The sequence below is a fragment of the Thioalkalivibrio sp. ALJ24 genome, assembly GCF_000377785.1.
Classification (GTDB): domain Bacteria; phylum Pseudomonadota; class Gammaproteobacteria; order Ectothiorhodospirales; family Ectothiorhodospiraceae; genus Thioalkalivibrio.
Window position 1 is genome coordinate 121,960 of sequence record NZ_KB898730.1, and the last position, 13,888, is coordinate 135,847.

Consider the following 13,888-nt stretch of genomic DNA (forward strand, 5'->3'; position numbering starts at 1 on the left):
GGATGGGGTCGTGGAGTGGGCTATCGCGGCATCCGCGGTTGACGGCGAGATAAAGCAATACCATTCGATGAACGATGGTGCTTTGAAGTACGGATACACGTTTGGGGAGCGCCTCCGTCGTAGTCCGGTGGGTCGGACCCCGATTGTTCATTCGGAGATAGAGAATGTGGATGTTGCGTCCGCGGTAGAGGGATACCCTGGATATATTGAATTATTTCGGGGTGTTTTGGACCCTGAGAAGTGTCTTGGTGGTGTTCGTTTTTTAGGCTAGTCCTTATGTTTTATATATAAAATGGATTAGGGTGGCTTTCGGATAAGAAGCAAGACGGTCGGAGGAGAGAGGGAAAGCGAATGCTCCAGTCGAAACTCGCTTGGCTTGACCACGACGCGGATGCGCGTGAGCGCAGTATGCGCGTCCTGGCGATGTTCGAGGAGCGCGATACGCGTGACGAGCTGGGTCTCGGTGCGATTCGGGACAACCTGGCGGATCTGCTTTTTCCGGGCACGAGTACGATCCAGACGCGCTTGCGCTACATGCTGCTGGTGGCGTGGGTGTATCAGCAGGTAGAGGCGGAGTTGGCGCAGGGGGCGCTTGCGGCGGAGAAGGTGCCGGCCCGGGCGGCGGATCTGGAGTTTCGCATTGTGGATGTGCTGCGTGAGTCGGACGACCGGGCCGGAGTGTTCGGCATCGGATCCGGCCGTACGCTGCAGCGATTACCCAGTTCGGTGTATTGGGCGGGGCTGGCTTCGTGGGGCATTCGCAAGGTGCCGCTGTCGCAGGAGCGTTACCACCGGAGTGTGGCTGGCCTGGTGGAGCAGCGGCGAGAGTATGGTCGCCTGGAGGGTCAGGGTGGCTCCGGTTCCGGGGATTCGGAGTACCGTACCTGGCACCCGGGCTTGCCGAAGCCACCCGACGGCTTCCCGGGCGGGGTGTCCCTGGCGCTCGAGGTTGGGGAAGCGGAGTTTCTGCTGGACCGGGTGCGCGAGAGCCACCCCACCAGTCTGCTGGCTCACCTGTTCGAAGGTTGCGCCCCGGCGGACGTGACTTATCCCTGGGAGCATCCCGATCGGGCGAGTTTCAGTGAGCGGCAGCAGGCACTGCTGGATCAGGCGGAGAAACTTGCGGTGCTCGCCCAGGGGGCGTTCCTGCTCTACAACCTGGCATTGTCGGAACGTCGCGAACGCGAGGAGTGGGTGGAGTACTACCAGCAGTGGCTGGACGACTGGACCGAGTCGGCTCACGCATTGCCATTCGCGGAATGGAACCTCGACGAACTCTTCGCGCTGACCGAGGTGGGGGCGCTGCGGGTGCCCGAAGGCGCAAGGCGCTTTTTGCGGGACTGGCGGGAACGCGTCGTGGCTTGCGGCAGCGACGGGGCGCGGTTGCGGGCCGATGAGGCGGCGCGTGATCTGGTACGGCGGCGCGAAACACTGCTGAAAAAGGCGCGCTCGCGCTTTACCAACCCACAGGCGCTGACGCAGTGGAGCGGCCAGTCGGGAGCCCATCGCTACAACTATCGGTGGCCGACGGTGATGCGTTTCCACCGGGATCTGCACACGGCGTTGTACGGCGAGGAGGGGTAATGCTGGACCCCAACGGGCGCAACCTGTACACCAGCCTGCTTACGCCACCGCCCGGTTACTCGCTGGACCAGGCGCTGGGCACCACTTTCTCGCTCGACATTCCCACGCTGCTGACCATCCCGGTCCATCTGTCGCTGCTCGGAGCCGGGCGGAGCGATGACGGAATCGCGGTGTACGAATCGGTCCGGCGCACGATGGATCGGGTGACGCTCTATCTCCAGCGCGGCCAGATGCGCGCGCCGAAGGACGGCAACCATCTTTTCGGGCTGCTGGAGCCGTGCATGGTGGAGGTGGACCCGCCCGGCGACGGGGTGTTTCACCCCAAGGTCTGGGTGCTGCGCTTCCAGCCGGACCCGGGGGTACAGGAACCGCCGCTGCTGCGGGTGGCGATCCTGTCGCGCAATGTCACCGATGATCGCTCCTGGGATCTCTCGCTGCAGCTTGATGGCGTGCTGGGCGAGGAAAGCATTGAGTCGAACCGGCCCCTGGCGCGGTTGGTGGAGAGTCTGCCGGGGCTGGCGACGCGGGAATTGGATGCGGATCGGCACGCGCAGGCCCGGGATCTGGCCCGCGATCTGATGACTTGCGACTTCGCGTTGCCCGATGGCGCCGAAACCCTGGAGTTTGTGGTTCCGGGACTGCCGGGGAAGCGCTGGGAATCCGAGCCGGGCGGCCGCCTGGCGGTGATCTCGCCGTTTCTGAAGGATGCGGCGCTGCGTCGGCTGGCCGATGCCAGTTCCGAACCGGTGGCGTTGATTTCGCGGCCGGAGGAGCTGGAGCAGGTATCGCCGGAAGTCTGCGGTGCGTTCGATGCTTGTTATGTGCTGCATGAAGCGGCCGAGACAGAAGACAACGAGGGCGAGATCGACCACGACACTCACGGTCTGCATGCCAAGGCGTGGATCCGCGAGCAGGGCACACGCACGTCGATCACCCTGGGCTCGGCGAACGTGACGGATGCCGCATTGCTGGCGCAGCACAACCTCGAGGTGATGGCGACTTTGACCGGGCCGCGCCGCAAGCTGGGCGGTATCGACGACCTGCTGGGCGAAAAGGGTCTCGGGAGTGTGCTTCAGCACTGGGCACCCGGGGAGGATGTCTCTGACGAGGACGTGGAAAAGGTCCGGGCGCGCGAGCGGCTGGAGCAAGTCCGTACGGCGCTGGCCCGTGGCGGGTTGAAGGTTGTGTGCGAGCCCGGCAGTGCCCAGGGTATGTGGCGTTTGTGGCTGGCCGGGGGCGTCGAGGTGCCGGAATCGGTGGCCTGCCGCGCGTGGCCGGTGAGCCGGCGGCCGAATGAGGCGGTGACGCTTGAGGCGGCTCAGGAAGAACATCGGACGGAGCTGGCCCATGGTGGACCCGCGTACCTGACCGGTGTGATTGCCTTCGAGCTGACGGATCCGGCCGCGGAGCCGCTGCGTTTTGCACTGAACCTGCCGATCGAGGGTTTGCCCGCGGAGGACCGCGAGGCGGCGATTCTGCGTGCCGTGGTGGAGAACCGCGACGGGTTCCTGCGCTATTTGATGCTGCTGCTGGCCGGCGATGATGCCTCCGCAGCGGCCTTCATGCCGATCGCGGGAAGCGGCCATGGACACTGGCACAAGGCTGCGCTGGATGAGCTGCCGCTGCTGGAGGAGATGACCCGCTGTTACAGCCGCGAACCGGAACGCCTGCAGGATATTGCGGAGATGATCGAGCGCTTGCAAAGACGCGTCGGTGGCTCCGAGTTGGTGCCGCCGGAGTTCGAGGCTCTTTGGCGTACGTACCAGGAAGCGATGGAGCGCCGCGATGGATAAGATCGAAAGCTTCGATGCCGGGCCGGTGCTGGACGGGCTCAAGCCGTTTCAGCGACGCACCGTGGATTACGCCTTCCAGCGGCTGTTCGACCCGGCGGGCAGCGGGCGTTTCCTGGTGGCCGACGAGGTGGGGCTCGGCAAGACCCTGGTCGCTCGCGGCGTCATCGCACGCACCCTGGAGGCGTTAAGCGGACGAGGGGAGCGCATCGACATCATCTACGTGTGCTCGAATGCGGCGATTGCCGAGCAGAACGTGCGTCGGATGAACGTGATGGAAGAGGGCGGGTTTGCCCTTGCCAGTCGACTGACGCTGCTGCCGCAGACGGTGCATCATCTCAACCGCAACCCGGTCAATTTCATCAGCCTGACACCCGGGACGACGTTCAATCTGCGCTCCAGCACGGGGAAGGTGCAGGAGCGGGTGTTGCTGTTCCATCTGCTCGACGGGCTGGAGGGGCTCAGTTCGGTGGGGCTGAGCAAGGCTCTCCAGTGCAGCGTCGGCGAAACCTGGCCCCAGTGGCTGGAGAAACGCCCGGAGGCGATCGATCCGGACCTGGCGGAGGCGTTCGTCGAACATCTGCGCCAGCAGGTGCATCTGCGCGAACGGCTTCAGCATATCTGCGAGGTCTACGAAGCCCCTGAAGCCGAGCGCGGCCCGGAGGCGAACACCGAGCGCAATGCCGTGGTGGGTGAGCTACGCCGCCAGCTTGCCCGGGTCTGCCTGGCGGCCCTGCGTCCCTCGTTGGTGATCCTGGACGAGTTTCAGCGGTTTTCCGACCTGTTGAACGGGGAGACGGAAGAGGCGGCACTGGCCAACGACCTTTTCTCGCTGGACGGGGTGCGACTGCTCCTGTTGTCGGCGACCCCGTACCGGATGCTGAGCATGCACGGCGAGTCGGACGAGGATCACCACGAGGAGTTTCGGAACACGGTGGGGTTCCTGTACGGCGACCCGGATGAAAGCGATCGCCTGGGAGACCATCTCGAGGCGTATCGACGCGGCTGCCGACAACTCGCGGAGGGACATCACGAGGGGCTCCATGAGGCGCGCGAACGCCTGCAATCCCATTTGATGAAGGTGATGTGCCGGACCGAGCGGGTGGGCCTGACGCGGCGGCGGGATGCCATGCTGGACGGGGATGAGCGGGTGGTCACTTTGTCGCCTTCGGATCTCGAGTACGCGCGGAACATCGACGCGACGGCGCGTGCGGCCGGTCTGCCGGATGTGATCGAGTACTGGAAGTCGATTCCGTACATGCTCAGTTACATGCGCGACTACCAGTTGCGTCGGGAGCTGGACGCGATCGGCGAGGCGCCGCCGACGGAGCTGAAGCGCGCAATTAGGGATGCGAATGGGGTAAGCACGATCGACCGCCAGCGTGTCGAGAACTATCAGTCGCTGGAAATCCCTCACGCGCGGATGCGCGCGTTCGTCAACGAAACCGTGGATTCCGGTCTCTGGGAGCTCTTGTGGCTTCCGCCTTCATTGCCGTACACGCAGCTCGCGGGGCCCTGGGCACGCGCCGGGCAGGTCACCAAACAACTGGTGTTTTCGGCCTGGAACGCGGTGCCGGATGCGATCGCAACCCTGTGCTCGTACGAGGCCCAGGCCCGGGCGTTTGGTCAGGACGGCGAAGACGTCACCTACAGCAATACCTATGAGCGCGTTCGGCCCCTCCTGCGGTTCCATACGGATGCGGACGGTCGACTGACCGGGATGCCGGCACTGGCGCGGATCATGCCGGCCCCTCGTTTGGCGCGCGAGCTGGATCCGCTTCGCTTGTCCATGGATCTCTCGAATGGCGATCCGCCGAGTTTGGACACGCTTCTTGCAGCCGCTGCCAGGCGATGTCGCGAACTGCTCGCTGAGCTTCCCGAGGGCGAAGCTCATGGAAGAGTGGATGAGCGTTGGTACTGGGCCACCATCGCCATGCTGGAACACGACGATCACCTGGTGGAGTGGATGCGGTCGGCGAGCGGCTGGTCCGAGGCCATTCCCGAACGCGAAAGCGGCGACCACTTCCATGCCCACGTCGATCACATGATCGAGGCGATGCAGGGCGGCCTCGACCTGGGGCGGCGACCGCCGGATCTGGCCGACGTGGTGGCCCGGTTCGCACTGGGCGGACCGGGGGCCTGCGGTGTGCGTGCGCTACGGCGGGTAGCACCGGATGTGGACTGGAACGACCCGGCGTTGCTTTCAGGCGCCGCGCAGGTCGCGAATGGCTTCCGTACCCTGTTCAACCTCCCCGAGAGCGTGGTTCTGATCCAGAATCGGGACGATCTGCCGTACTGGCGCCAGGCGCTCGACTATGCGGTCGAAGGCAACCTGCAGGCGGTGCTGGACGAGCATGTGCATGTGTTGCCGGAACAGCTCGGCCTGGTGGACGCGGCCCCGGCCGAGCGCATCGACGGCGTGGCGCGGGCGATCGCGGAATCGCTGTCGATGCGTTCGGCGCAGCTCAAGGTGGATGAGGTCCAGATGAGGGGGCACCAGGTCGCGGTGGATGACTTCTCCATCCGTTGTCGTTTCGCGCTGCGCTTCGGGGATATGCGCGATGACAGCAGTGGTCCCATCGCGCGCGCCGATGCTGTGCGCGCGGCGTTCAACTCACCCTTCCGGCCGTTTGTGCTGTCCAGTACGTCGGCCGGCCAGGAAGGTCTGGACTTCCACACCTGGTGCCATTCCGTGGTGCACTGGAACCTGCCGTCGAACCCGGTCGACATGGAGCAACGCGAGGGGCGCGTGCACCGCTACAAGGGGCACGCGGTTCGCCGAAACGTCGCTCAGGATATTGGACTGGACGGGCTGTCCGGTTGGCAGGGCGAGGGGGATCCGTGGGAGCGGCTGTTCGCGTGCGCCGAAACCACCGACTTCGGCCAACAGTCCGACCTGGCGCCCTGGTGGATCTACGAGGCGGGAGATGCCCGAATCCTCCGGCGCGTGTTGCTGCTCCCGCTAAGCCGCGATGTCGGGAGACTTCAGCAGATGAAACGCCAGCTTGCCCTCTATCGGATGGTGTTCGGGCAGCCTCGCCAGGAAGACCTGATCGCCTATCTCGATCAGGCGCTGCCAGAGGACGCGCCGGAGGATTGGCAGATCTCGCTCTTGCCTCCTATGAGCAAAGATTGAGAGGCGTGAGCGCCTGGTGGCCTTTGTACCTCATATCTGACGTGCCGCATGGGCGGACCAACACGGATATGTAGCTATCCCGAAGCGCGAGAAGCCGTTCACCACGTAGGTTCCCCGTCGGCAGGGGTGCGTCTGGCAACACCGCTTCGAGTCCCTAGGCCACGCTCGTGCGGTGATCGGCAACTGGATCGGGTACTACAACGAGCAACGGCCGCATCAGGCACTGGGCTATGCGGCACCACACAAAAGGCGTGCAGCCATCTGATAGTGGCCCAGATCAGGTAGTCTGGACCTTCTGGATAAATTCTCCGATCTCCATCAGCCACATCTGCTGAGACTTCGAATACGTGGCGTGGATGGGCAGCGGGACTACGAGCTGGAGGCCATGGGCCAGCATTTCGTCGGTGTGGGTCTGGCTGATCCCGGGCTCAAGGGTGGCGAGGTATTTCCGTTTCAGGCGTTCGCCTTCGGCGAGGACCTGTCGCCACCGTTCCTTGCAGGTGGTCTTTGCACCCAGGAGGAACATGCGGGATGTCGGGAACTGCGGGTCGTGATACTCGGCGAAGCCGGGAAACAGGAAGTCGGGTTTCGATTTGTTTTCGGTGACACGGTTCGGGCCTCCTTTCTCGAAACGCAGGCCGTGTCGCTGGAACAGTTCGGTCAGGTGGTTCTCGAAGGCGTGGCCGACCCGGGATTTCCGCCGGTTGTGGACGCTCAGCGAGAACTGGATGAATTCATCGACATCGCCGGCGAACCCCCGTTCAAGACGCTCATGGACGATTTCGCGTTCATAGGCCCGGAAGAGAGCTTCCTCCCGTTCCATCCATGCCAGGAGGGTCCGGTCCGGATCGCCGAGCGGGTCGGCCTGACTGACCTCCCGGGCGAGCGCGGAAAATTCCGCGGTTGTGGGAAAACGGTCGGGAAAACGGTTGAGGACAAGTTCGAGATCGCCGCCGGCATCGTCCGGGGCGATCGTTTCCACGCCGATGTCTTCCAGCAGGAGTTTCAGCGGCAGGGTTAGAGTGGAGGATGGCATTCCGGCGGCCTGGAAGCGCTCCCCCATCTCGCCGAACCCGAATACGTGCCGGACTTGGGCCTCGACATCCGAATCCGCCGGCGCGAAAACGATGAGCAGACTGCCGTCGCGGGCCTTCGCGATCACCATCAGGTCCCCGGCCCCGATCTGCAGAGTGACCGAATTGTCCCGGTAATACAGCCGGTACTCTGGGGAGCGGTGCGGCTTGCGCCATCGGCTGTCATACCAGGACACCGTATCGCGAACGATTTCTGGAGGTTCATCGTCACGCAGATAAGCCATGGTGGCTGGGAACCTGTGGGCGTCGCTCTTGGAGGGAGTGCCTAGATGGTGCTTGAAGCCGGCGCTTGGAAGGCCTCCGATTTCATGCTGGTTGGATTTGTTCGGTTCGGCGTCCACGTCGCTGAGCCATTTCGCCGCCGCTCCTTCAAACAGTTCCGAAATCGAGTCGATCACGGTGCTTCCTCCCCTTGGGACATTGGCGTCGGCCGCGCCCAGCTGCCGGCTGCCAAGGCCGCGGATCTCATGAGTGGAAGAATGGCCGGTCAGCCATGCCTCCACGCTTTCGAGCATTTCCCCGGGCGGCAGGCGTTCCTTCCCTCTCATCGCGCATTCCCAGACCTCCAGGACGCGCCATCCCCGGGCAAGTAGCTCAGTCCGGTTTTTTCGGTCTCGTTCGCGATTGCGTCCGATCTTGTCCTTCCAGAACTCTTCCCGGGTCGAGGGCATCCGGAAAAGATGGCAGTCATGACCGTGCCAGAAGCATCCGTGCACGAACACCACCGCCGAATACCGGGGGAAAACGAGGTCGGGGCGTCCCGGAAGATCACGGACATTAAGACGGTACCGGAAGCCCCGCGCATGGAGCGCGCGGCGCAGGACGAGCTCAGGCTTCGTGTTTTGCCCGCGTACCCGGCTCATCACCCGGCTGCGGTCTTCCGGGGAGAGCCGGTCGGTCACGCCGTATCCCTGAACTCCATCGGCAGCTCCACCTGACGGTCCTCCTGTTCGGATCGGATGTCCGCGAGGACGTGGGGCACCATCGCGGAGGCGATCTCGCGGATGACCGGGACCACCACGGAGTTGCCGAACTGGCGATAGGCCTGCGTGTCGCTCACCGGGATACGGAAGCTGTCGTCGAAGCCCATCAGCCGGGCGCACTCGCGTGGCGTTAGCCGACGCGGCCGCTCGCCGGCTCCCCGGTCAACCAGGATCTCTGAACCGTCCTTGTGGTACCGGGCGGACAGTGTCCGTGCGGTGTCTTCCGGGCCGACCTTGCTGTAGCCGAATCCGTTGCCCGCGCGCTCGTGCTTGGCCCGATAGTCCTGCAGGTACTTCCAGAGCTTGTCGCTCAGGATGTACTTCTCGCCCACGGTGCCCAGGTCACCCTCGGTGTAAGGGGGCTCGGGCGTTTCCGATCCGTCCTCCCGGTGCAGCACCTCCCGGAGGGTGCGGGCGTCCGGTGGGGGAAAGTCCAGTTGGTTCCAGGTGAAGGGCGTATCCTTCCGGAAGCCGACCATATAGATCCGCTCACGGTGCTGGGGTACGAACCCCTTGCCGTCGATGACCCGGTCATGCACCTGATAGCCGAGTTCTTCCAGCACGCGACGGATCACCTCGTAGGTACGGCCGCCATCATGGCTGCGCAGGTTTTTCACGTTCTCGAGCAGGAATGCCCGTGGACGCTTCACTTCGATGATCCGCGCCACGTCGAAGAACAGGGTTCCCTGTGCTTCGCAGAGGAACCCGTGCTCGCGTCCGAGGCTGTTTTTCTTGGAGACGCCGGCCAGTGAAAAGGGCTGGCAGGGGAACCCGGCCAGCAGGACGTCGTGCTCGGGGATGCGTTCGTCGATGGAGCGGCTGTTCTCCTCGGCGTCATCCGAAACCGCCGTGATCTGACGGATGTCCGTCTGGATTTCCTCGTCTTCGTTTCCGAAATTGGCGCGATAGGTCTGGAGGGCGAACCGGTCCCATTCGGATGAGAAGACGCAGTGGCCGCCGACGCTTTCGAAGCCCTGTCGGATGCCCCCGACGCCGGCGAACAGGTCGATGAAGTTGAACTGCCCGCCAGAGTCAGCCCGCAGGGGAGCCCGTTGGCGCAGGAGCTGGCTCAGCGCCGGTTCCCAGCGAGCGGGCATGGGGATCTCGCCTTTCGTCCAGCGTCGGACCGTGCGTTCATCCACCCCAAGTTCGCGGGCCACGTCCGCCCCGGTGGTCAGCTCCAGGGCGGAGTGGAGCAGGGCGGTGGCGGCATTGGAAGCGTGCATGGCGGATCCTCGGGGAGACGTTCCGGACATCATGCCCGGAATGATTCCCGCCTGTCCAGCATGGCCGGCTGCCGATTCCCGATCCTGGCGGAGGGGAAGCTTGTGCCCCCGCCTACTGCAGGGTGCCGGGGTGCGTCTTCAGGTATTCGGCCTCCGACAGCACAAAAAAATCCTCCGGTTTCCCGTTGAGCGTCACGCCGTCCGACCAGGTAAGTGCGATCATGCCCGGTCCTTCCCCGATGAAATACTGACCGGATCCATCCCTGTGGACCGGATATCGAAGGGTCTTCCAGAAAACCCTGCAACCACGGTCGACGGCGTCCCTGATTTCATGAGCATTCCGCAGGCCACCCCTCCTGACCGTCTGATATGGATCCACACCGCACCTCGCTTCGCTGTCAAAGGTCCTGAATTTACAGAATAACGGCATCGCCTGAACCAAAATGGGCTGCAATGTTATTGGGAATAAACGAGGGTGAGCCGACTGGCCGAGGATGTTCCGGTATTAAGGAAAGCGATTGTCTGACGGTCGCGCTCCTGATCCACCAGCGGATCGCCGCCCAAATGGTCCCGCAGGGCCTCGTACTAGCGCAGCGCCGCGAGCACCTGGACGAACTCGATTTCGTGCAGCAGGACGACGCGGGAGCCGTCGTCGATCCGCACGAACTCGGGGCGCAGGGTGACTCGCTCCAGCGGTTCCAGGTAATCTGCGGGTGTATGGGGATCCGGTTCCATGATCGGCCCCTGGATGTCTGTAGCGACACCGGCCGACGTTCGGAAGTGTGACGCGGCGAACGCGAAGGGTGGCGAGGCGGCTTCGGATTGCAGGCGTCATTGAGGGCCGCGGGTGCTCGGTGCGGCCCGTGTCCTGGCTGTGGCGAAAGAGAGTTACTCGTGCTCGTCTTTCTTCCGTTCGGTGTTCTGGGGTTCGTACAGGACCTCGAACCCGGCGGCCTCGCTGTCCATGCGTCGCTGCAGAGCCTCCCGGCGCTTTTGCAGTTCCTCTTCGCTGGGCGGTTCGCCTCGTCCTTCGTCTTCCCGGGCCATGGAGTTCTCCTGTCTTTGGCGGTCGCGATTGTGTTTGAAATGGGCGGTCTGGCGTCACGCACTGTGAATGCGCCTCAGCGTTTTTGCCGTGACGGTCCGGTGCGCCCGTGATCGCAGTGCGCAGACCCTTTCGGTGGCGTCGGGTATCGAGACTACGATACGGACAAGGCCGCGCGCAGCAGATGGCGACATGTTCTGACGCCCGAGTGTGGTATCCATGGGCGGGTCGACTGTTGATCCGCGGCCGTATTCAGAGTGGGTACAGTCGGTATTGGATCATGGCATCTGGTGGGAGGCGTGCATGCCGACACTCGAAGATCGTTACCGGGGTGCGATGCTGGGGCTGGCCTGCGGTGATGCGCTGGGCACCACCCTTGAGTTCCGGCCACCCGGCAGCTTTGCCCCGATCACGGACATGGTGGGGGGCGGCCCGTTCGATCTGAAATCGGGGCAGTGGACAGACGATACCTCTATGGCGATTGCGCTCGCCGAGAGCCTGGTGGGGAGCGACGGGTTCGATGCGGCCGACCAGATGGACCGCTATGTACGCTGGTGGCGCGAAGGCTATGCCAGCAGTACGGGGCGGTGCTTCGACATCGGGAATACGGTGAGCGCAGCGCTTGCGCGGTACGAAGACTCCGGCAATCCGTTGAGTGGTTCGGAGGATCCCGGAGCGGCGGGTAACGGCTCCCTCATGCGCCTGGTTCCGGTCCCGCTGGCCTACCGCCGTACCCCGGCCCGGGCCCATGAAGCCGCCCGTGTGAGTTCCCGGACCACGCACGCGGCCGCGGAATGTCTCGATGCCTGTCGTTTGTGGACGGCTTATATCCTTGCCGTTCTGGAAGGGGCGGAACGAGCCGAAGTGCTGGAGCGATCCTGGCAGGCGCTCCCCGGCTTCGGGCCGGGCGATGAGCTGGAACCGGCCGTCCTGGCCATCGCCGAGGGCTCCTTCCGCCACCGGGATCCACCGCAGATCCGAGGGACGGGTTATGTGGTCGAGAGTCTGGAGGCGGCCCTGTGGGCCTTCGACCGCAGTGGGGATTTCCCGGAAGGGGCGCTGCTGGCGGCCAATCTGGGCCACGACGCCGACACCACCGCCGCGATCTACGGGCAATTGGCGGGGGCGTACTACGGGGAGGCAGGGATCCCGGCGCAGTGGCGCGACCAACTCAGCCAGTACGACCGAATCGGGGGGCTCGGCGATGCGCTTCTTCAGATCTCGATTGCCGGCCCGTCGGATGTCCCTGTCATGGAATCACCGGAGCGCACTGAATGAACGCCGTTCGGACCAGTACCAGTCATCCGCTGGAAATCGCCGAGATCACGTTGCCGGAGGGCGGCACCATCGGTATCACCCTCTGCCCGGGCAAGCAGCAGGCTCATGCGATGACGGGCGCCTGGGCCCGCGACCTGGAGGCCGATCTGAACCGAATCCGAGCGTGGGGCGCGGCCGGAGTCGTGACCCTGACAACGCTGGAAGAACTGCACGAGCTGGGCGTACCCCGGCTCGGGGAGGCCGTCAGCGAGACCGGAGTGACCTGGTACCACCTGCCCATCCCCGACATGGCCGCTCCCGACCGTCAGTGGGATGACCGCTGGCAGGCGGTGGCCCCGGAGATGCATCGAGTTCTTTATGCAGGCGGGCGCCTCCTCGTGCACTGCAAGGGTGGGCTGGGACGGGCGGGTACGGTGGCCGCCCGTCTCCTGATCGATCGAGGCATGGCCCCGGATGCGGCGGTGGCTGCTGTCCGCCAGGCTCGGCGAGGCGCCATCGAGTCGAGCGAGCAGGAGCGCTATCTGCAAATGGTGCCGCCGGGGCAATAAGCCGATGGAGTGGCCAGGGCTTCTCGCCAGGGAGGAGTTGAGTGAATCCAGCCTGGCTTGTCTGGCCGGCCTGACCGGCGGCCATAGCGGTTGCCGAGGCACATCTCCCCGGAAGGCGCCACCCGTTACGGCGCTTCTCCGGACAAATCCTCCATCGGGTCCAGGCACACCCCGCAGTTCACGGCGGTGTCGGGGCGCGCCCAGACGCGGGCGCCGCAGCTCGGGCAGGTGAGCCGCACGCGGGGATCCGGGCGCGGCTGCGGCGGGCCGAAGACCGCCGGTTTTTCGGGATCCTCCGGATGGGCGAGGGTCTCGGCCGGGGCGGGTGTGCTGGCCACCGCCAGGCCCTGTTCGGCCAGCGCGTCCTGCACCTGCGCGACCGATTCGGGCGAGGTTGGCGCATGGCGGTCGAACCAAGGCAGGGCGAAGCCGGTGGCCAGCAGATCCGCGCAGGCAACGGCGAACGGCCCGTCGGGCCGGATGTAGTGGGTGACCCGGCGCCCGGTCTGCTTGCCGTCCGGCAGTCCCGTGTCACTGGGCACCAGCCCGATGGCCTCCATCTTCTGCGCCCACTCGCGGTTGTGATGGTTTGAGCGGCTCGGCTTGCCGAAGCATTCCTGCCAGTGGTGAACCATCTCGTGCACCAGCGTGGAGAGCGCGACCTCCAGCGGGTTCAGGGTGAAGTACCCCGGATGCACGCCCAGCTCGTGGATGATGGTGCCGTCCGCGGAGATGAACCGCTCCGCATGGTGGTAACCCCGCTGGCGTCGGGAACTGCGCAGCGTGATCAGGCAGGACGGCAGCGCGTTGTCGAACAGCCGTTCGTTGAAGTGATCGAAGGCCTGCTGAAGGGCCGAATACATCGAGAGCGTGGGCGAGTCGGTCATGGCGTTCACCCGGGATGGAGCCGAAGCCGCCGATTGTACAGCCCCCCACATGTCACAAACCCCGTCACAAAACCTCCGAACCGCCTGTCGCCCCGGAAGCCGGAACAATAAGCGCCCGGCAGCAAGTGGGAGCAGCACACGAAGACAAATCAAGCGGCCGGCTAAAGCCCCCAATGTCGGATTAAGCCCTGAGAACAATCTACAGAAGATCCGAAAGTTGGTCCGGCAGTACACCACGCGGCAGAAGCCCACCGCCAAGAAAAACAAAGCTGACTAGAGTCCACCGACAGAATCGAAGCCAAGCACCCAAGAGACAA

General features: G+C 64.5%; 10 protein-coding genes and 1 pseudogene. 6 read left to right on the top strand and 5 right to left on the bottom strand.

Translation table 11 applies throughout. From position 1 onward, the window contains the following. The first annotated feature begins 351 nt into the window (after positions 1-351). The 4 genes and pseudogenes from D571_RS0110465 to D571_RS14625 all read left to right on the top strand — a co-directional run. On the top strand, positions 352-1,584 hold the full coding sequence (locus tag D571_RS0110465; RefSeq protein ID WP_018936638.1) for a DUF6361 family protein: 1,233 nt from the start codon (positions 352-354) through the stop codon (positions 1,582-1,584). Next, positions 1,584-3,377, top strand: coding sequence for a phospholipase D family protein (locus tag D571_RS0110470; RefSeq protein WP_018936639.1), 1,794 nt, complete (start codon positions 1,584-1,586; stop codon positions 3,375-3,377). Before D571_RS0110465 ends, D571_RS0110470 begins: the two co-directional genes overlap by 1 nt. Continuing rightward, complete coding sequence (locus tag D571_RS0110475; protein ID WP_018936640.1) at positions 3,370-6,510, top strand: helicase-related protein; 3,141 nt, start codon at positions 3,370-3,372, stop codon at positions 6,508-6,510. The genes D571_RS0110470 and D571_RS0110475 overlap by 8 nt, the downstream gene beginning before the upstream one ends. A 130-nt stretch (positions 6,511-6,640) precedes the next feature. Then, positions 6,641-6,775 (top strand): annotated as a pseudogene (locus D571_RS14625) (integrase core domain-containing protein); the annotation flags it as partial. Between the two features lie 12 nt (positions 6,776-6,787). Here D571_RS14625 and D571_RS0110480 read toward each other — a convergent pair. The 4 genes from D571_RS0110480 to D571_RS14470 all read right to left on the bottom strand — a co-directional run bounded on the left by D571_RS0110480 (position 6,788) and on the right by D571_RS14470 (position 10,860). Then, positions 6,788-8,506, bottom strand: coding sequence for a type II restriction endonuclease (locus D571_RS0110480; RefSeq protein ID WP_232196961.1), 1,719 nt, complete (start codon positions 8,504-8,506; stop codon positions 6,788-6,790). Continuing rightward, complete coding sequence (dcm, locus tag D571_RS0110485; protein WP_018936641.1) at positions 8,503-9,813, bottom strand: DNA (cytosine-5-)-methyltransferase; 1,311 nt, start codon at positions 9,811-9,813, stop codon at positions 8,503-8,505. The genes D571_RS0110480 and dcm overlap by 4 nt, the downstream gene beginning before the upstream one ends. Positions 9,814-10,398: 585 nt before the next feature. Beyond that, on the bottom strand, positions 10,399-10,548 hold the full coding sequence (locus D571_RS14465; protein WP_018936643.1) for a hypothetical protein: 150 nt from the start codon (positions 10,546-10,548) through the stop codon (positions 10,399-10,401). A gap of 153 nt (positions 10,549-10,701) precedes the next feature. Beyond that, the gene (locus tag D571_RS14470) at positions 10,702-10,860 is read right to left on the bottom strand and encodes a hypothetical protein (protein ID WP_018936644.1); all 159 of its coding nucleotides are present in this window, start codon (positions 10,858-10,860) and stop codon (positions 10,702-10,704) included. Positions 10,861-11,161: 301 nt separating this feature from the next. On the opposite strand from D571_RS14470, the gene D571_RS0110505 reads away from it, so the two are divergent. Both D571_RS0110505 and D571_RS0110510 read left to right on the top strand, forming a co-directional pair. Then, the gene (locus D571_RS0110505; protein WP_026287783.1) at positions 11,162-12,136 is read left to right on the top strand and encodes an ADP-ribosylglycohydrolase family protein; all 975 of its coding nucleotides are present in this window, start codon (positions 11,162-11,164) and stop codon (positions 12,134-12,136) included. After that, on the top strand, positions 12,133-12,684 hold the full coding sequence (locus D571_RS0110510; protein ID WP_018936646.1) for a cyclin-dependent kinase inhibitor 3 family protein: 552 nt from the start codon (positions 12,133-12,135) through the stop codon (positions 12,682-12,684). Before D571_RS0110505 ends, D571_RS0110510 begins: the two co-directional genes overlap by 4 nt. 125 nt (positions 12,685-12,809) lie before the next feature. On the opposite strand, the gene D571_RS0110515 is transcribed toward D571_RS0110510, so the two are convergent. Then, positions 12,810-13,571: a SprT-like domain-containing protein gene (locus D571_RS0110515; protein ID WP_018936647.1), complete on the bottom strand. Its 762-nt coding sequence runs from the start codon at positions 13,569-13,571 to the stop codon at positions 12,810-12,812. Positions 13,572-13,888 lie beyond the last annotated feature (317 nt).